The sequence below is a fragment of the Methylobacterium thuringiense genome (genome assembly GCF_022179645.1).
Lineage (GTDB): Bacteria > Pseudomonadota > Alphaproteobacteria > Rhizobiales > Beijerinckiaceae > Methylobacterium > Methylobacterium thuringiense.
Window position 1 is genome coordinate 117,224 of the sequence record NZ_BPRA01000002.1, and the last position, 17,702, is coordinate 134,925.

The 17,702-nt window shown below is 68.6% G+C and carries 22 protein-coding genes; 10 read left to right on the forward strand and 12 right to left on the reverse strand.

The window, feature by feature from the left end; translation table 11 throughout:
* Positions 1-80 precede the first annotated feature (80 nt).
* The 7 genes from MFF07_RS02560 to pedA1 form a co-directional block, all read right to left on the reverse strand.
* On the reverse strand, positions 81-707 hold the full coding sequence (locus tag MFF07_RS02560) for a hypothetical protein (RefSeq protein WP_147818095.1): 627 nt from the start codon (positions 705-707) through the stop codon (positions 81-83).
* Positions 708-727: 20 nt separating this feature from the next.
* On the reverse strand, positions 728-1,627 hold the full coding sequence (pedC, locus tag MFF07_RS02565) for a lanthanide ABC transporter permease protein PedC (RefSeq protein ID WP_147818096.1): 900 nt from the start codon (positions 1,625-1,627) through the stop codon (positions 728-730).
* On the reverse strand, positions 1,624-2,397 hold the full coding sequence (gene pedB / locus MFF07_RS02570) for a lanthanide ABC transporter ATP-binding protein PedB/LutE (protein ID WP_147818097.1): 774 nt from the start codon (positions 2,395-2,397) through the stop codon (positions 1,624-1,626). The genes pedC and pedB overlap by 4 nt, the downstream gene beginning before the upstream one ends.
* Positions 2,394-2,642, reverse strand: a complete 249-nt coding sequence (locus MFF07_RS02575; protein ID WP_238230602.1) for a hypothetical protein — start codon at positions 2,640-2,642, stop codon at positions 2,394-2,396. The genes pedB and MFF07_RS02575 overlap by 4 nt, the downstream gene beginning before the upstream one ends.
* Positions 2,642-3,073, reverse strand: a complete 432-nt coding sequence (locus tag MFF07_RS02580) for a cupredoxin domain-containing protein (protein WP_147818098.1) — start codon at positions 3,071-3,073, stop codon at positions 2,642-2,644. The genes MFF07_RS02575 and MFF07_RS02580 overlap by 1 nt, the downstream gene beginning before the upstream one ends.
* Before the next feature lie 48 nt (positions 3,074-3,121).
* Positions 3,122-4,108: a YVTN family beta-propeller repeat protein gene (locus MFF07_RS02585; protein WP_147818099.1), complete on the reverse strand. Its 987-nt coding sequence runs from the start codon at positions 4,106-4,108 to the stop codon at positions 3,122-3,124.
* Between the two features lie 141 nt (positions 4,109-4,249).
* Entirely contained in the window at positions 4,250-5,512 is a 1,263-nt protein-coding gene (gene pedA1, locus MFF07_RS02590) for a lanthanide ABC transporter ABC transporter substrate-binding protein PedA1 (RefSeq protein WP_147818100.1), read from the reverse strand.
* A gap of 217 nt (positions 5,513-5,729) precedes the next feature.
* Here pedA1 and MFF07_RS02595 point away from each other — a divergent pair, with 217 nt between their 5' ends.
* The 8 genes from MFF07_RS02595 (at position 5,730) to MFF07_RS02630 (ending at position 12,108) form a co-directional block, all read left to right on the forward strand.
* Positions 5,730-6,269: a DUF3280 domain-containing protein gene (locus MFF07_RS02595; protein ID WP_147818101.1), complete on the forward strand. Its 540-nt coding sequence runs from the start codon at positions 5,730-5,732 to the stop codon at positions 6,267-6,269.
* A gap of 34 nt (positions 6,270-6,303) precedes the next feature.
* A complete protein-coding gene (locus MFF07_RS02600) occupies positions 6,304-7,020 on the forward strand; it encodes a (5-formylfuran-3-yl)methyl phosphate synthase (protein WP_238230604.1) in 717 nt (238 codons plus the stop codon).
* A gap of 2 nt (positions 7,021-7,022) precedes the next feature.
* Positions 7,023-7,604: an amino acid kinase family protein gene (locus tag MFF07_RS02605; protein ID WP_147817061.1), complete on the forward strand. Its 582-nt coding sequence runs from the start codon at positions 7,023-7,025 to the stop codon at positions 7,602-7,604.
* Entirely contained in the window at positions 7,601-9,166 is a 1,566-nt protein-coding gene (locus MFF07_RS02610) for a DUF6513 domain-containing protein (protein WP_147817062.1), read from the forward strand. The genes MFF07_RS02605 and MFF07_RS02610 overlap by 4 nt, the downstream gene beginning before the upstream one ends.
* Positions 9,167-9,172: 6 nt before the next feature.
* Positions 9,173-9,769: a DUF447 domain-containing protein gene (locus MFF07_RS02615; RefSeq protein WP_147817063.1), complete on the forward strand. Its 597-nt coding sequence runs from the start codon at positions 9,173-9,175 to the stop codon at positions 9,767-9,769.
* 20 nt (positions 9,770-9,789) lie between these two features.
* Positions 9,790-10,329 carry an SRPBCC family protein gene (locus MFF07_RS02620; RefSeq protein ID WP_147817064.1) on the forward strand — a complete coding sequence of 180 codons (540 nt, stop codon included), beginning with the start codon at positions 9,790-9,792 and terminating at the stop codon, positions 10,327-10,329.
* 64 nt (positions 10,330-10,393) lie between these two features.
* Positions 10,394-10,924, forward strand: coding sequence for an SRPBCC family protein (locus tag MFF07_RS02625; protein WP_147817065.1), 531 nt, complete (start codon positions 10,394-10,396; stop codon positions 10,922-10,924).
* A gap of 233 nt (positions 10,925-11,157) precedes the next feature.
* Entirely contained in the window at positions 11,158-12,108 is a 951-nt protein-coding gene (locus MFF07_RS02630; protein ID WP_147817066.1) for a YncE family protein, read from the forward strand.
* 71 nt (positions 12,109-12,179) lie between these two features.
* Here the strand turns inward: MFF07_RS02630 and MFF07_RS02635 are convergent, their stop codons facing one another.
* Positions 12,180-12,362, reverse strand: coding sequence for a hypothetical protein (locus tag MFF07_RS02635; protein WP_147817067.1), 183 nt, complete (start codon positions 12,360-12,362; stop codon positions 12,180-12,182).
* 165 nt (positions 12,363-12,527) lie between these two features.
* Between MFF07_RS02635 and MFF07_RS02640 the strand changes: the two genes are divergently transcribed.
* Entirely contained in the window at positions 12,528-13,061 is a 534-nt protein-coding gene (locus MFF07_RS02640; RefSeq protein ID WP_373322231.1) for a phospholipase A2 family protein, read from the forward strand.
* A 39-nt stretch (positions 13,062-13,100) separates the two neighbouring features.
* On the opposite strand, the gene MFF07_RS02645 is transcribed toward MFF07_RS02640, so the two are convergent.
* Entirely contained in the window at positions 13,101-14,162 is a 1,062-nt protein-coding gene (locus MFF07_RS02645; RefSeq protein ID WP_238230606.1) for a hydantoinase/oxoprolinase family protein, read from the reverse strand.
* A gap of 20 nt (positions 14,163-14,182) precedes the next feature.
* On the opposite strand from MFF07_RS02645, the gene MFF07_RS02650 reads away from it, so the two are divergent.
* Entirely contained in the window at positions 14,183-14,860 is a 678-nt protein-coding gene (locus tag MFF07_RS02650) for a HisA/HisF-related TIM barrel protein (protein ID WP_147817069.1), read from the forward strand.
* A gap of 167 nt (positions 14,861-15,027) precedes the next feature.
* Here the strand turns inward: MFF07_RS02650 and fae are convergent, their stop codons facing one another.
* From fae to MFF07_RS02665, 3 genes are all read right to left on the reverse strand, one after another.
* Positions 15,028-15,540 carry a 5,6,7,8-tetrahydromethanopterin hydro-lyase gene (gene fae / locus MFF07_RS02655; RefSeq protein ID WP_147817070.1) on the reverse strand — a complete coding sequence of 171 codons (513 nt, stop codon included), beginning with the start codon at positions 15,538-15,540 and terminating at the stop codon, positions 15,028-15,030.
* A 232-nt stretch (positions 15,541-15,772) separates the two neighbouring features.
* Positions 15,773-16,639 (reverse strand): triphosphoribosyl-dephospho-CoA synthase, encoded by an 867-nt coding sequence (locus tag MFF07_RS02660; protein WP_147817071.1) that lies wholly within the window; start codon positions 16,637-16,639, stop codon positions 15,773-15,775.
* Positions 16,639-17,556, reverse strand: coding sequence for an ATP-grasp domain-containing protein (locus tag MFF07_RS02665; protein ID WP_147817072.1), 918 nt, complete (start codon positions 17,554-17,556; stop codon positions 16,639-16,641). Before MFF07_RS02665 ends, MFF07_RS02660 begins: the two co-directional genes overlap by 1 nt.
* Between the last annotated feature and the right edge of the window lie 146 nt (positions 17,557-17,702).

The window sequence follows — 17,702 nt, forward strand, 5'->3', positions numbered from 1 at the left end:
GCAGAAGCGATTGGATCCGGCTAGGCCAATATCGCTGCGACCTCGCGATGTGCTGGCAAGGTCGGCCGGCCGTCCGGCCGCTACAGCTTGGCCTGGATCTTCCGGGCCAATTCGCCGAGGCGCTGCTCGAGGAGCGTCGGCACTTCGCAGACATAGGTCACGGACTTGTTGCGCTCGTCGAAGATGCGGCGGTCCCAGTTGAAAGCCGTCTCGAGATCGGTGCTGTCCTTGCTCACGACCTTGGTGGCGTCGTCGACCGGGCCCTCGCGGGTCTCGCTCACCTTGTCGGCCTCGTCGCGGATGCGCTTGGCGAGCCGCTGCTGCCCTTGCGCGTAGCGGACGATGCCCGCGACCACGGTGTTGCGCTCGGCGTTGACGACCTCGAACACCCCGGCGAAGACGCGGGCGAGCTTCTTGTCCTTCTCGTCCTTGTCCTGGATGTCCTTGACGAAGTCGTCGAGCAGGCCGTCGACGTCGTTCAGCTCCGTGCGCCGCGAGGCAAGTTTGCGGGCGAGCTGTGCCGCCTCGCGGTCGTTGCCCCATTCGCCGGCCGCCGTGAGGTCGGGCCCAGTCCAGAACGAGCCGTAGCCGAGGGTCGTGACCTTGCGCTGGGCGCAGGGCCAGTCGGGATCGGGCTTCGGCTGCGCCAGGGCGGGAGCTGCCGCAACGAACAGACCGAGGCTTGCTGCGAGAAACGGACGGATCATGCGAACTCTCAAATCCAGGCTCAGCTCGCCTCGCCTGCAGGTCCACCGCGCCGGGCCATGATGCCGCGGCCGGGATCGTAGGCGATGACGGCCAGAGTGAAGAACACGAGGCCGGTCCCGAGGACGACGGCGCAGGCGACCGGCTCGAACTTCGCGTAGAGGGCGAAGCGGACCAGCTCGACCGCGTGCGAGAACGGGTTGGCCTCGCAGATCCAGTAGAGCGTCTCGCTCGATTCCCGGATCCGCCAGAGCGGATATAGGGCGGAAGAGGCGAAGAACATCGGGAAGATCACGAAGTTCATCACGCTGGCAAAGTTCTCGAGCTGCCGCACCAGCGAGGACAGGAACAGACCGATCGCCCCGAGCATCATGCCGGCCGCGATGAACGCCGGCAGCGCCGTGAGGTAGCCGAGCGGCGGAATGTCGGTCTCCCAGAACCAGGCGACGCCGAGGAACGCGTAGGCCTGAACCACCGAGACGGAGACGCCGGCGATCAGCTTGGCGAGCAGCAGCGTCCAGCGCGGATAAGGGCTCGTCAGCAGCACCTTCATCGAGCCGACCTCGCGGTCGTAGACCATCGAGAGCGAGGATTGCATGCCGTTGAACAGCTGGATCATAACGGCGAGGCCGGGCACCACGTAGACCTCGTAGAGCACGTAGGTCTCGTAGGGCGGCACGATCGAGACGCCGAGCGTGTTGCGGAAGCCCGCCGCGAAGATGAAGAGCCAGACCAGGGGGCGCACCAGCGCCGAGAAGAACCGCTCCTTCTGGTTGAAGAAGCGCAGCAGTTCGCGGCGGACGATGCCGCCGAGCGCCCGCAGGTAGCCGATGAAATCGAGCCGGCCGAGATGCGGCACAGGCTTGGAGACCGCACCGGCCGGTGCAGCACCGGCGACGGCGGAGTTCGAAACGTTGCTCATGCGGCTACCTTGGGCGGCGCGCTCCTGGCGGGTTCGGCGACGAGCCGGCGGAAGGTCGCTTCGAGGCTCTCACCCGCCTCGCCGATGCCGCCGGCAAGGCCGCGCGCCACGATCCGGCCCTTGTGCAGCACCACGACGTCGTCCTCGGACGAAATCTCTTCGAAGATGTGGGTCGCCCAGAGTACCGACAGCCCCTCCTCCCGCACCAGCGCGCGGACGATGCCGACGATGTCGGCGCGGGATTCGAGGTCGAGCCCGACGGTGGGCTCGTCGAGGAGCAGCAGGCGCGGCTCGTGGATCAACGAGCGGGCGATCTCGATGCGACGCGACTGGCCGCCGGACAGGGTGCGGATCTTGTCATTGCGCCGGTCGGCGAGCCCGACGCGGTTCAGCAGCACGTCGATGCGGTCGCGCGCGGCGCGCCGGGCGATGCCGTGCAGGCTGGCGTGGTAGAACAGGTTCTGCGCGACGGTGAGGTCGGTATCGAGCGTGCGTGCCTGGAAGACAACGCCGAGGCGGGCGAGCGCCCGGGACGGCTCGCGATCCAACGGATGGCCGAAGATCGAGACCTGGCCGTTCTGGTTGTTGTAGAGCCGCGTGACCACAGAGAAGAGCGTAGTCTTGCCGGCCCCGTTCGGCCCGAGCAGCGCGGTGAAATGCCCGCGCTCCACTCGCAGCGACACGTCCGACAGGGCGGCCCGCTGGCCGAAGCGGTGGCTGACGTCGGCGATGTCGAGGGCGGCGCCCTCGTCACGCAGATCCGCACTCATTTCACGGCCCGCTTCGCGTCGCCGACGGCGTCGAGGCACTCGTCGAACTCGCCCTCCTTCTGCTCGCGCTCGGCGACCTTCAGGGCCTTGCGGAGTTTGGCGAGGACGGGCTCTGCGGGCGTCTTGGCGATCTCGGCCTGGATCATCGCGATGCCGGAGGTGCATTCGGCCGCGTCGTCGGCGAAAGCTGGGTAGGTCAAGGCAAGGGCTGCGATCAGAAGCGCGCCGCGTGTCATCCCCATCATCACTTCACCGAAATCGTGCCGGTCAGGCCCTTGGCCTCCAGGCCTTGCGAATACCACTTGAACTCGCCCGGCTTGATTGCGACGAACTCGATCGCGATCTCGCCCGGATCGTCGAACTCCAAGTGATCCGGCGGCCCGCCGCCGTGGATCTCCTTGTGCTCGATGACGATCTGGTTGAACCAGATGTTGCGGAAGAACTCCGGCGCGTTGAACTTGTATTCCTGGTGTCCCTTGGCGACGATGCGCAGCCGATAGGCTTTGCCCGCTTCCAGCTCGATGTCCTTGTTCTCTACCACGAAGTCGTTGCCGTCCTCGTTGCCGAGCACGAGGTCGGGCAGGTTCTGGCGCTTCTTGGTGAGATCGAGCGCCATGGCCGGGGCAGCCAGACAGAGCGATGCACCGAGCAACGCGGCGAGCTTCAATGCCTTCATACGGGTCCCTCCTGCCGCCGTTCGCCGGCGGTCCGATATCTGGACGATCTACTTCTTCGAGATGGCCACGCCCCAGGGCAGCAGGCCTGTCTGGATGCTCTTCACGACCTTGAGCGATTCGACGTCGATCACCGAGACGTCGTTGGAGGTACCGTTGGTCGTGTAGAGCTGCTTCTCGTCCGGGGTGAAGGCGAGCTGCCAGACGCGCTGGCCGACGGGCAGGTACTTCTCGACCTCGTACGTTTTGGTGTTCACCACCGCGACTCGGTTGGCGGGGCCAAGCGCCACGAAGGCCTTGGAGCCGTCCTTGGTGATGCGCACGCCGACGGGCTGGATCTGCTCGTCGTTCACGCTCGGGATCTTGAAGGTCACCTTCTTCACGACCTTGCGGGTGGCGACGTCGATCACCGAGACAGTGCCGCCGACCTCGGCCGAGACCCACAGCATCTTGCCGTCGCCCGAGAACTCGGCAAAGCGCGGCCGGGCGTCGACCAGCACGTTGTCGATCACCTCGAAGGTCTTGGTGTCGATGAAGTGGGCCATGTTGGTGGTTTCGGAGGTGTTCACGAGGATCTTGCCGTCCGGCGACAGGCCCATGCCCTCGGGCTCGACCCCCACCGGCACTTCGGCCAGCACCTTGTTCTTCTCGATGTCGAGGATGGTGACCTGGCTGTCGTCCTCGTTGGCGACGTAGAGCGGGTTGCCGCTGGAATGGAGGATGAACTGCTCGGGATCGGGCCCGGAGCGCAGCGAGCGCACGACCTTGCCGGTGGCGGTGTCGAGGACGTCGATGCGGTCGTCGTCGCTGGCGCAGACGAACAGCTCCTTGTCGTCTTTCGACAGCGTGATCCCGCGCGGGCGCCGGCCGACCTTCCAGGTCCCGGTGACGGCCATGGTCGTGGTGTCGATGACGGTGACGGAGTTGCCCTTCTCGTTCGACACGTAGGCGGTGAACGCCTCCGCGGCGCCCGATAGCCCCAGCCAAGTCCCGGCGAGCATTGCAACGCTCACGCTCGCCTTCAAGCGACCGCTCATCCGCATCCTCCCTGTCGCGCACGCTGTTTCGCGCATTCGCCCTGGCGACTTAGCGCATTTTCCTGGCAGGAACATTCGCCTTTGCCCAGGTTCGATCGAAACATCGGCGTTCGATTGCCGCACGATCCTTGGCCCCGTCGCTCATTTCAGCTTGCAGGTCGTCTCGGGCTGGTCGACCCCCAGCGTGTCCAGCGGCGTGCGCTGGTGGATGAAGCCCTGCTCGGGCGCCACCGAGACCATCGCCTTCGGCTGTACGACGATGATCGGCTGGCGCAGCTGGTGGTCCCAGGGGCGGAAGCTCAGCGAGACGCCCTTGTAGGCGGGCAGGCCGAAGCCCGGCTCGGTGAAGTACGGGACGAGCGTCGCGGCGTCGGTGGTCTTCTTCTGGGTGCCGGCCTCGCCGACGCTGCGCACACCGGCCCAGGCCTGGTAGTCGAGGGGGCGCATCAGGCGGCCCGAGAGCCGACGGAAGCGGTTCTGCGCCTGGGCCGCGCCCCAGGTCTCCAGGGTCGGATGCCAGGTCGTGGCGACCAGCCCGGCCGTGCCGGCGACGGGACGCGGATCGACGGTGCGGTAGGGGACGTACTCGCCCCAATCCTGCTCTTCGTCTGCGACGACGGCGAGGTCGTAATCGAGGCCCCGGGTGAACACCATCGCCTCGGCCCGGGTCGGCGTATCGCCGCGCGCCTTCATCAGGGGGCCGAAGGTCCAGGGCTTTTCCGCCGTGATCTTGAGCCCGAACTTCTTGGCCGAGTTCTTCATGGCCTCGGCATAGGCTTTGTCCCGGTCGCTCGGGCCGACGATGAGGAACACCTTCCGCCAGCGCATCAGCGTCATGTATTGCGCAATCGCGTCGGTCTGCATCGCGCGGCTGGGGATGACGTGGAAGACGTTGGCGCGGCACTCGGCCCCGCGCAGGGAATCGTCCGGCGACCCGACGTTGAAGACCGCCACCCCGTCACCCTTGAGCGCGTCGGCGACGGCCAGAACCTCGGCGGCCGGCAGCGCCACCACGAAATACTTCACGCCCTTGCCGGCCAGCTCCTTGGCGGCGTCGACGGCGTTCCTGCCCTCCTCCAGCGCAACCTCGTCGAGGGAGTAGGTCTGCTTGGTGAAGCGGCCGGTCGTGTTGTTGTCCTTCACCGCCATGCGCGCACCGGCGACGCCGAGATCCTCCGGTTCGGCCTCCGCATCGTAGGAGGACGGCGCAGGGATCGGACGGTAGATGAATGCGACATGCGTCTCGCTGCCCGGCATGGCCGCGGGCTGCTGCGCCGTCGGCGAACCGGGGGGAGGCTCGCCGGTTTCGGCTTTCGGCTCCTGTGCGATGGCACCGGGCGGGCCGCCAACGACGGCGGCGAGTGCGGACAGGGCGGCGAGGAGGCGAAGGGTGGAGAGAGGCATGCAGGCGGACGCTAACAACATCTCGGTGCTGCCCTCAACGGCTGATGCATAAGGACTTTCTAAGCTCGCAGCGCCGCGCCGGGCATGCTGCATCGCGGCATATCCGGCGGGCCAGGGCGGGCGTGCAGTCATGCGGGAGTTGCCAAACTCTCCTCGCGCACAAGCTATTCGACGACGGCGGCGTGTCCTCCCCCGTCGCGTCCGATGAGGCATCGCTATGACCCAGCGCCCGACGCTCGCCCTCCGCCGCCTCGCGCTGGCGGCCCTGGCGTTGGCTCCCTTGCTGCCGGCCGTCGCCATGGCCGAGGCTGGGCGCAAGGCGGCGATCTTCTCCGCCGAGCTCGACGATCCCAGCCTTCCCTACGGTCGGAAGGCGCCGCCCGCCCAATTGAAGCGGCTCGACATCGTCACCGACGAGCTTCGCAGGCAACTCGTCGATAAAGGCGGCCTCGATCCCGTCGACCTCGCCGGGCAGGCCGAGGAGATCAAGAAGCAGGCGCCGCTCTTCAAGTGCAACGGCTGCACCGGCGACATCGCCAAGGCGGCCGGCGCCGAACTCATGGTCACGACGGTCGCGGAAAAGGGCTCGGCGCAGCTCTTCAACCTGACCGTGACGATTGCCGAGGCTGCGTCGGGAAGGATCGTGCGTCAGGGCCTCGTCGTGATAAGGGCCAACACCGACGACGATTGGGTGCATGCCGCGCGCTCGATCGTGAAGAACCGCCTCCTCGCCGAGCCGCTGCCGAACCGCTCCTGATCGGCGGACGGCGCCCCGCGATCACCGAGTCCCGATGCGTCCCGTGTCCGAGCCCACCCCCCCCCGCCCCCGTCTCCTCGTCAGCGTGCGCGACGCTGACGAAGCCGCTCTCGCCTGCGCCTCCGGCGCCGATCTCGTCGATGCCAAGGATCCCGCGAACGGTGCGCTCGGCGCGCTGCCGGTGGAGGTCGTGCGGGCCATCGTGGCACGCGTCGGCGGACGGGTGACGACGAGCGCGGTCGCGGGCGAGCCCGACGGCGACGAGGCGCTGGCCGCCTGCGTCTCCGCCATGGCCGGGACGGGGGTCGACTACGTCAAGGTCGCCGTGTCGGCCGAGCAGAGCGACGCCGTACTCGCCACCGCCGCCGAAGCCGCCCGCGACCGGCTGGTCGGCGTGCTGTTCGCCGAGGACGAGCTCGCGCTCGACATGGTGCCGCGGCTCGCCGCGTCCGGCTTTCGCGGCGCGATGATCGACACGCGTGCCAAGACCGGACGCCGCCTGAGCGACCTCCTGGCCCCCGACCGGCTCGCCGCCTTCGTCGCCGCGTGCCGGAGCCATGGGCTGATCTCGGGATTGGCCGGATCGCTGCGCGTGGAGGACGTGCCGGCGCTGGCCGCGCACGAACCCGGCTATCTCGGATTTCGCGGCGGCCTCTGCCAGGACGGCGACCGGCGCAACGCGCTCGATCCCGTGCGGGTGAGCGCCGCGGTGCAGGCTCTGCGCGCCCTCGGGCGGCGCGACGCGGCGTGACCATGGCGGCTCCGGGTCCGGTGAGCGTGGTCAAGGTCGGCGGCAGCCTGCTCGCCGATGCGCCACGGCTGCATAGCGTGCTGGCTCGGCTTGCCGACGGCGCCGAGGGGCGGGCCGTGATCGTGCCCGGCGGCGGACCCTTCGCCGAGGCGGTGCGCACGTCGCAGGCCGCGCTCGGCTATTCGGACGCCCTCGCCCACCGCCTCGCCCTCGACGCCATGGGCCGCATGGCGGAGGTGTTTTGCGAGATCGCGCCGCGGCTCGCCATCGTCCACAGCGTCGAAGCGGCGGCCGCGCACGAGGCCCCCTGCCTCTGGGCTCCCGCCGCGTTGCGCGCCGGTCATCCCGGCATTCCCGAGAGCTGGGACGTGACCTCGGACAGCCTCGCCCTCTGGCTCGCCGCGGCGCTCGGCGCGACGCGTTGCCTGCTGCTGAAATCGGCGCCCTGCCCTGCCGGGGCCTCGCCGGAGGCCCTTGCGCGTCTCGGGCTGGTGGACCGGGCGTTCCCGGACTTCGCGCGGCGCTTCTCCGGCGAGATCTTCCTGCAAGGCCCGGACCTACCGTTGCAGGACGCCGCGGCATGAGCGGCGATTCCTCTTCGAGCAGAGAACATCTCCTCTTCATCACCGGCAAGCTCGCCCACGCCCGGCTGGAAAAGGTCGCGAACACGCTGCCGCCCGAGCGCTTCGCCTGGTCGATCGCCGATGCCGGCGTGAAGGTCGCCGCGCTGATGACGGAAGAGATCATCAAGCGCCGCATCACCATCCCCGAGGGCGCGACGCGCATCGTCCTGCCCGGCCGCTGCCGTGCGAACCCGGAGGTGCTGGCCGAGCACTTCAAGCTGCCGGTCGAGCGTGGTCCGGACGAGATCGTCGACCTGCCGGCCTTCTTGGGTCTTGCCGGACGCAAGGTCGACTTGTCGAAACACGACCTGAGGATCTTCTCGGAGATCGTCGACGCGTCGAAGATGAGCGTCGACCAGATCGTCGCGAAGGGGCTCGACCTCGCCCGCCGCGGCTCGGACGTCATCGACCTCGGCGGCCTGCCCGACACGCCGTTCCCGCATCTCGACGACGCCGTGCGCGCGATGAAGCAGGCCGGCCTGACGGTCAGCGTCGACTCGTTCTCGCTCGACGAACTCACGCGGGGCGCGAAGGCGGGTGCCGACTACCTGCTCAGCCTCAACGAGGAAACCCTCGATCTCGCCTTCGAGATCGGCGCGGTGCCCGTCCTCGTGCCGATGCGGCCGGACGACATGCCCTCCCTCGACCGGGCGATCGAGCGGATGGAGAAGGCCGGCCTGCCCTACATGGCCGACCCGATCCTCGAGCCGATCCATTTCGGCTTCGTCGAGTCGATCGCCCGCTACAACGACGTGCGGAAGCGCTGGCCGGACATCGAGATGATGATGGGCACGGGCAACCTCACGGAGCTGACGGAGGCCGACAGCCTCGGCGTCACGGCGCTCCTCGCGGGAATGTGTTCCGAACTGTCGATCCGCAACGTGCTCATCGTCCAGGTCTCCAATCACACCCGGCGCACGGTGGAGGAGCACGACGCCGCCCGGCGCGTGATGTACGCGGCCAAGGCGGATTCGGCCCTGCCCAAGGGCTACGGCCGGGACCTACTGGCACTTCACGACAAGCGGCCCTTCGTGCAGACACCGGACGAAATCGCAACGCTCGCTGCCGAAGTGCGCGATCCCAACTACCGCATTGCCGTCGCCGAGGACGGCATCCACGTCTACAACCGCGCGATCCACAAGGTCGGCACCGACGCGATGGCTTTCTTCTCGGATCTCGACGTTGCGGCGGACGGCGCCCACGCCTTCTATCTCGGCGGCGAGCTGACCAAGGCGGAGACGGCCCTGCGGCTCGGCAAGCGCTACGTGCAGGACGAGCCGCTCGACTGGGGCTGCGCGGCCGAGCGCGACCGCGAGGACACCACGGCCTTCAAGAAGGCCGGACACACGAAGCACAGCGGCCCCGACGCGCCGCCGCCGGGCACGCGCGATGCGCGGCCCGAGGCGGATGCGGCGAAGCCCGAGACCGTGGACGGCCGCGGATCGAACGCGGTCGACGACGCGTTGAGCACACCGAAATCCGGCCGCATCGTCTGCGGCAAGCTCGTGCCGGACGAGAACTGAGCCTCAGTGCCCTTCATCCTCGAAACCATCGTCACGACCCTGTCGCCGGAGGGCGAACTGCACCTCGTGCCGTTCGGGCTGATCCGCGACGGCGAGGACTATGTGCTGGCGCCGTTCCGGCCCTCGCCGACCATCCTCAACCTCGAGGCCTCGCCGTATTTCGTGGCGTCGTCGCCGACGGACGTGCGCGTCATCGCCGGCGTGGTCACCGGCCGCCGCGACTGGCCGGTGATGGATTGCGACAAGATCCGGGGTAAGCGCCTCGCCTCCTGCTTCGGCCATGCCGAGTTCGAGGTGATTGACAAGGAGGACGACGCACAGCGTCCGCGTTATCGCGGCCGGCTGGTGCATGCGGCGAGCCACAAGCCCTTCCTCGGCTACAACCGGGCGCAGGCAGCGGTGCTGGAGGCCGCGATCCTCTCGACCCGGCTGAAGATGCTGGAACCCGAAAAGATCCTGACCGAGATGGCCTACCACGCCATCGCGATATCCAAGACTGCCGGTCCCGCCGAGCGCGAGGCCTGGGACTGGATCGAGGACAAGGTCGCTGCCGCCCTAGGGCGGACCGACCGCGTCCTCGAACGAACCGAGGCCGGCCGATGACGCGGCATGGGGAGAATACGATGCGCCGGATCGTCTTCGCAGGGATTGCCCTGACGACGCTCGTGGCGGGCGTGGCGCAAGCTCAGCACGCGCCGACGCGCCGCAAGATCGTCGAGGCCATCGAGATCGATGCGGCCGCCGACAAGGTCTGGGCGGTGGTCGGGAACGTGAAGGATTCGAGCTGGGTCGAGCGGGTCGTCGGCACCCGCGAGGACGGCGACGACCCGGCCGTCTCGACGCGGACGCTAACCCTCGGCAGCGGCCGAACCCTCGTGGAGAAGGGCCGCAGATACGACGCCGCCCGCCGCTCCCTCGCCTACTACATTACCAGCAACGACGTTCGCGACCTGCCGGCCGGCGATTACTCGGCCACGATTTCGGTTCAACCGGAGGGCACGGACCGCGCGAAGGTCGAGTGGAACGCCGCGTTCTACCGCGGCTATCCGAACATCAATCCGCCGCCGGAGCTGAACGACGAAAACTCTGAGAAGGCGGTGCGAGCCTGGGTCCATGCCAGCCTTGAGAACCTCAAGGCGCGGGTGGAGAAAGGCGGCTCCTGACGGAGCCTACGAGCACACGAAGATCCGCCGCCCGGATGGCGGCGAAGATGGGAGGAAAGACACGATGCGGTTTCTAACAATGGCCACGGTGGCGGCCCTCGCCACGGTGTCGTTCTCGGCACAGGCCCACGGGCCGAGCCGCCAGAAGGTGTCCGAGTCGATCGAGATCAACGCTCCGGCCGACAAGGTCTGGAAGATCGTCGGCAACTTCCAGGACGGCAGCTGGATCCCGGTGGTCGAGAAGACCGAGGGCAAGGGCGGCAACGAGGTCAAGGCGACCCGCACGCTGACGCTCAAGGGCGGCGCCACGGTGGTGGAAGAGCTCGCCAAGTACGACGACGCGAAGAAGACCTTCATGTACCGGATCGACAAGGTCGACGTGAAGGTGCTGCCGGTGAACGACTATTCCTCGACGATCGAGGTCGAGGATGCCGGCGGCAAGACGAAGCTGACCTGGAAGGGCGCGTTCTACCGCGGCTACATGAACAACGATCCGCCGCCGGACCTGAACGACGAGGCCTCCAAGAAGGCCGTCTCCGACCTCTACAAGGCCAGCCTCACCAACGTGAAGGAAAAGGCCGAGAAGGGCTCGTAGCCTTTTCGTCCCCTCCCCCCTCGGGGAGGGGAATTCTCGCGGTGAATCCGGTCTCCCTATGCTCGCCCTCATCCTGAGGTGCCGCAGGGTAGCGGAGGGCTCCGGCCAGCCGCGCGATCCCCGAAGCCCTCCGTCGAGGCTGGGCTACGCCTCGCACCTGAGGATGAGGTGGTTGGGTGAGATCATGGGTTGCGAACCGTCTACCCAACCCAAGCGACGAGACAGGACCCCGCATGAGCCATCGTCTCGGCCTGCCCCTCTTCTTCTTGACTGTCCTGCTGACCGCGGTGCCCACCTTCGCTCAGGAAGCCTACGTCACCGCCCAGCTCGCCGGTGAGGTTGCCGTGGTCGATCTCGGCCAGGCTAAGGTGATCGCCCACATTCCCCTCGACGGCGCTCCGGCCGGCATCGCCCTCTCGCCGGACCGCCGGACCGCCTACGTCACGCGCCCCGAGGGCCAGTCGGTCGCGGTGCTCGATCTCGACGCGCGCAAGGTGACGGCGAGCCTCGCGGTCCCCGGCGGCCCCCTCGGCATCTGCGTCGACCCGCAGACCGGCACGGTCTACGTCGCCGACTGGTATGCCAGCCGCGTCTTCGTGCTGGCGCCCGCCCCCGAGGGCCTGAAGCAGACCGGCGAGATCGCGGTGGGTAAATCGCCGTCGGGCCTCGCCGTCACGCCCGACGGCCGCAGCCTGCTCGTGGCCAACCGCGAGGCGGATTCGGTCTCGGTGGTCGATCTCGCGACGGCCCGGGAATCGCAAAAAATCGCGGTCGGACAGCATCCGTTCGGCCTGACCCTCTCGGCCGACGGCCGTCGGGCCTACACCGCCAACGTCACCTCGAACGACGTCTCGGTGATCGACGTTGCCGCCCGCCGCGAGATCGGCCGGGTGAAGACCGGCGACCGGCCCTACGTGGTGGCGCTGGCGGGGGGGCGCGGCTTCGTCACCGACCAGTATTCCAACACCGTCACCGCCTTCGGCCTCGACGACCTCAAGCCCGCCGGCACCATCGACGTCGAAGACCACCCCGAGGGCATCGCCGCCGCGAAGGACGGTAAGACGCTCTACGTCGCCAACTGGGGCGACAACTCGCTGAGCGTCATCGATGCCGGAACGCTGAAGGTGACGGGCAAGATCGCGGTGCCGGACGGACCGCGCGCGTTCGGTGATTTCCTGCGGTGAGTGCCAGCGCCGTGAAGGTCATCCGCTCTCGTCTTTGCGAGCCGAAGGCGAAGCGATGACGGAGGTGGCCCTTACCCCTCCTCGCCATCCGCTGGCGAATTCAAAATATCCTCCAGCTCGTCCACGAGCTGGTCGATCTGGTCCTCGCTCGCCAGCACCTTGACGGTGCCGCCGCCTTCCGTGGCGAAGGCGAGTTCGATGGCCTCGCCGGTGCGGGTGGCCAGGATGCGGACGAGTTTCTTGGCAGCGCTCATGCGCGGGGGCCTCGTGCGTGTCGGGTGGATCGGCTCGGCTTCGCGCCGTGAAGGTCTTCCGCAAAGCACGGGCGGAACCGGATTGTCGAGCCGGGGCTTACTGGTCCGGTCGAACCGAGTGCAACCATCGTGATCCTGCTCAGGCCCCTGCTCGCCCTCGTCTTGATGGCCGCCGCGTCCGGCACCCTGGCGCAGACCGAGGTGCCGGCGTCACCGGAGGAGACCACGGTTCCGGGCCCTCCGCCGCCGCTCCCGGACCTGTCCGAGCCGAATTCGCGCAACGCCGAGAGCTTGGCCGAGCCGGGTTCCGGTTCGGCGATCCCCAAGACCCTGCGCGGCTCGGCCGCGAAGGCCGGCGGTCCGGCCAACGATCTCAATGCCGGCGACGCGCCTGCCGGAACGCCACAGCCGGACGCGAACCTCGCCAACGTGCTGGCTGGGACGGAGCTGTTTCACGGCAATTATTGCGGGGCCGGCCAGCGGGGCGAAGGCTTGCCGCCCACCGACGACCTCGACGCGGCCTGCATGCGCCACGACGCTTGCTACGACACGGCCGGCTACGCCTCATGCGCCTGCGACCGGGATCTGGCGCGGGACGCCGCGCTTGTCGCCGATCGGCCAGGCCTTCCGCTCGGCGTGCGGCGCAAGGCCCTTAGCGTGGTCCAGGCCGCGGGCGTGATGGCGTGTCGGGGGCCGTAAGGGTTCTACAGTCCGTTCGGGCTAAAAATGCCGGTGGACTCAATCCTCCGCCAGCAGCCCGACCGCCACGGCCGGCCCGCAGGTCGAGATCCAGCCGGCGTCGCGGTCCGCGAGGCTGTCGGCGATCACGCCGGTGAAGGCCCGGGCTGGGCGGCCGAGACGGCGGGCAAGGCGTTCGGCCAGAAAGCTCCCGGCGCCGCAGATCACCAGCGGCGCGTCCGGCGGGAGGTCGGAGCGGGAGAGCAGCGTCGCGGCGGCGTTGTGGAGGGAGCGGAGCTGGGCCTCGGCGAACCAGGCCGCGAGCGCACGCCATGCCGCCTCGGACCCCTCGGAGTGATCGCGGCCGATGATGCGCGAGAGGCGCGTCTCGGATTCCGCGATCGACTTGCCCTTGAGATCGGCGCTGTGCTGCTGGTCGGCGCCCTCGGGGAGATCGCCGAGCAGGCGGTGGATGTCGGCGGTGGTGGCGAAGGATTCGGCCATGAGCGCCGTGCGCCGACCGGCCCAGGGGGCGTGCGTGGCGAGCGCCGGCAGGGCCGTGCGCACCACGCCGGAATAGACGAGCTCGCTGGTCTCCAGGCGCTCGGCGTCGCTGTAACCGGTGGAGGCGGGCCGGCCGCCGACGATCGGGATCAGGTCGGAGGTGGTCGAGCCGATATCGACCAGCAGCGCATTGGCGACGTGGCGGCCGACGAGGGCGGCGGTGGCGTGCCAGTTGGCCGAGGCGATGTCGGCGGCTTGCGCCTCCGCGGCCTCCAGCGTGACGAAGCCGGAGCGGCCGGCATAGATCCGCACGCGGCCCTTGAGGTTCGCGGCGGCCCAGGCCGCGAGTTGCGCCACGCCGTCGCCGCGGTCCTTGAAGCAATCGGTCAGCTCACCCGTCATGGTGACGGCGTGGTCGGCTTCTTCGCGGGCCCAATCGGGGAGTAGCTTCGAAAAGGTCTCGTCGAGGGCCGGGATACCGCGCCAGAGCTTGCACGGCGCCTGCACCGCCTCGTGCACGCGGCCGCCCTCGACCAGCGCCGCCTTGACATGCACCCCCCCGAGATCCCACCCGATTTTTTTGGGAGTTTGGTCGTGCGCGGGTCGGCTCACGGGCATCTCGCTGGGGGATAAGAAAAATGGCGTTCCGGGTGATTCCGGTGATCGACCTGCGCGGCGGCTGCGTCGTGCGCGCCCGCGCGGGCGACCGCGACGCCTATGCCCCGATCCGCACCCCTTTGGCCAGCGGATCGGCCCCCGCCGACATCGCCCGCGGCCTTCTCGCCGCCTACCCGGCCGAGATTCTCTACGTCGCCGACCTCGACGCCATCGTGGAGGGCCGCGCGCCGGACCTCGCCAGCCTCCGGGCGATCCGGGCGGCCTGTCCCGACGTCGAGCTCTGGGTCGATGCCGGGTTTTCGGATCTGGCCGGGGTCGAGGCGTTCCTCGGCGAAGGGCTCGGCCGGCCGGTGATCGGCAGCGAGAGCCAGACCGATTCCCGCCTGGTCCGTGCGCTGGGCAATCGGGCCGTGCTCTCCCTCGACAGCCGGGGCGACGTGCTGCTCGGTCCGCCGGATTTGCACGCGGACCCGTCGCTGTGGCCTCGCGACGTCATAGTTATGACCCTGGCGAGCATCGGGGCCAATAGGGGGGTGGACACCCTGGCACTCATCCGGGCGATCACCCTGGCACCCACCGTGTCTATCCATGGCGCCGGCGGGGTTCGCGGGCCGGACGACATCCTGGCGTTGCAATCCCTCGGCGCTGCCGGGGCGCTCGTGGCGTCGGCGATCCACGACGGGACGCTGCGCGGGTAGGTTTTCGGCCGCCGTCGGTACCGGCCGGCGCGTTCTATCGGGACAAAAAGAAAGGGACGGCTTGCGCCGTCCCGATCTCGTTAGCGTCCAAGGAAGATGGAGGCCAGTCGCTGGAGCAGGCCCCGCGGAGCAGGCGGAGGCGAACTCTGCCCAGAACTGTCCCCGATCTAAGCGTTCGCTGCGAAGGGGTGGGTCGCGGAGTTGCGCTGCTCGGTGACGACCGAAGCCTTCGGCTCGCCGCGCACAGCGCGCTCGATCGAGAGCTTGGTAGCCTCGTAGTTGTACTTCTGGATCTTGGCGTCGTCAGCCGCTTCCCAGTGGATGAACACGCCGACCAGGATGAACAGGTCGTCGGCTTCGGAAGCCGGGATGGTGCCTTCGGCAACCGCGTCCTGGACAGCCTTGGCGACGCCGTGCTGGGCGGGGCCGAACATCTGGACGGCCTGACGGGCGTCGTTGATGGTGACCTTGTTGAACATCAGCGTGTTGGGCTTGCACGGCAGGTTCGGCGCGATGACTGCGAGCAGGCTGGTGAAGCCGTGCTTGTTGTTCACGAGGCCGTTGCAGAAAGCCGTCTCGGCCGGCGAACCGCGCGGTCCGATGATCAGGTCGATGTGAGCGACCTCATTGCCGTCGCCGACGAGTGCTTCGCCGACCTGAACTTTGTTGATCGTTGCCATTCGGGGGATCTCCCTGGATTCCTCGGAAAAAGGCCGCGCTCCCTCGTGGGCGCAGCCTAAGGCCGTCCTTGTTCTCGGCGCTCGACGAAGGAGCCGAGCCGGTTATCCCGGACAGCGGCGCGGACCGTACAGCGAGCCTCCGCACCGAACAACCCGCGCAAGGCTCTGAAATCGGTAATTTTTTGCCCTTCCGACGCATGGCAGCCGGAACCTTTTGTGCCTTGCCGTTTCGCTAGGCGAGCCACTCTCCGCGTGCCCTGAGCAGCGTGTCGGCAAACAATGTTGCGACAGTGAAATCGGCGCTCGTTCCGGGATTGATGCCCGCCGCCTTGAGCCGACGATCGTAGGCCAGCAGCGCTTCGACCGGCTGCGTTCGGAGATCGAGCCCGCGGAACGTGGTGGCGGTTTCCCGCCGGATCGCCTCGGCCGTGTCCGGCCCGTGCTTGCGGGCGATGTGGCTGTCGGGGACTTCGGCGAGAAAGGCGAGATGGACTGCAGTGGTGGTCCAGGGCGCGGCGAGGCCCTGTGCGCGGGCGGTTTCCAGGGCGGTCAAGCCGACCTCGAACAGGTCGGCGAAACCGGTGACATACGCGCGTGCGATGCGATCGCGGGGGGCAGCCTCCGCCATGGCCGCCCGCAGCGTGACCGCTGGCGCGTCGGCGGTCACGTCGTAGCGGTCGGCCTTGCCGAGCCCGCCGGGATTGGCACGCCGAATCGCTTCGAAGACGTCTGCGCCGTCCGCTTCATCGAGGGCGTCGAGCACCCGGTTCAGGGCGCTTCGGAGTTCGGCCGGAATCTCAGATGCCAGCGCAAGGGGGGCGCAGAGCAGGAGAATGCCGAGATTGGTGTTCTGCCCCACCGCGGCGACGGTCGCCTCGACTCCCCCACGGACACGCTCTCCTACCGAGGCGGCCGCCCTTGCCAGTTGGGGAGCCGACACGGTGGCACTGGTCTCGAAATCCGCGACCTCCATGCGGTGGCCTGCCGCATAGGCGTGAACGTTGCCGACCTTCAGCGCATCGAGTTCGGCGAGGCAGGCGGCTCGGTAGAGGTCGGTGATCACCTCCGCCGAGAGCGCCTTGGTGGCGGGCGACGCCATCACCCCTGCGCCGCCATCAGTCGCGGCGGGCGGGCCGCGCGGAGCGCACCGAGAAAGCCGCGCACCACGCTGCCGGCGATGTCGACCTCGGTGACCTTCTGCAGACCCGACCAGGCCGGCATCGAATTGACTTCGAGGACCAGAAACCCGCCCTCCCCGTCCTCGACCAGATCGACGCCGGTATAGTCGACGCCGATGGCGGCGGCGGCGGCCTCGGCGAGTTCGGCGGCTTTGGGCGGCAACTCCCAGGCGAAGGGCCGGCCCCCGAGATGCACGTTGGTGATCCAGCCGTCGCCTTCGCGGATCATGCCGGCGATGGCCCGGCCTTCGCAGACGAAGACGCGGTAGTCGCGCCAGAGCCCGTCGCGGCGGGCGACGTAGCGCTGCAGATAGTAGACCCGGTTGACCGCCTCCTCGCTCGGCAGATCCTCCGGCCGCTCGATCAGCATCAGACCCTCGCCCTGCGAGCCGAACAACGGCTTCAGGACGATGGGGCGGCCGGGCCGCGCCTCGCGCTCGATCAGGGCGGCGGCCGCCTCGCGCTTGGAGAACACAAACGTGTCCGGCGTCGGCAGGCCGGCGCGGGCGATGGCGAGGCTGGTCGCCGCCTTGTCCACCGAGCGCTCGATCGCGGTCGGCGAGTTCCAGACGGTGACGCCGGCCGAGACCAGCGCGTGCAGCACGCCGAGGCGCATGGTGGTCGCCTCGAAGGTGCCGCCGGCGATCGTCCGGAGCAGCACGCCGTCGGGCAACTGCCCGTCGTCGAAGCCGGGCACACGCAGGGGCTCGCCGCCGCCGGTGACGATAGCGACGTCGTCGAGGGAGAACAGCATGGGTTCAATCCCGAGGGATTCGAAGGCTCCGCGCAGCCGTCCCTTGTGCCAATTGCCGTTATCGGCGGCGAGCCCGATGCGCATGCGTTTCCAGTCTTCTCGCGAACCCTCTCCCCTCTGCGGGAGAGGGCGGCCCGCGAAGCGGGTCAGGAGAGGGGAGCGCCGTTTCCGGGTGGACCTGAGCCGGCCCCTCTGCCGCCCTGCATCCGCAGGGCACCCTCCCCGTACAA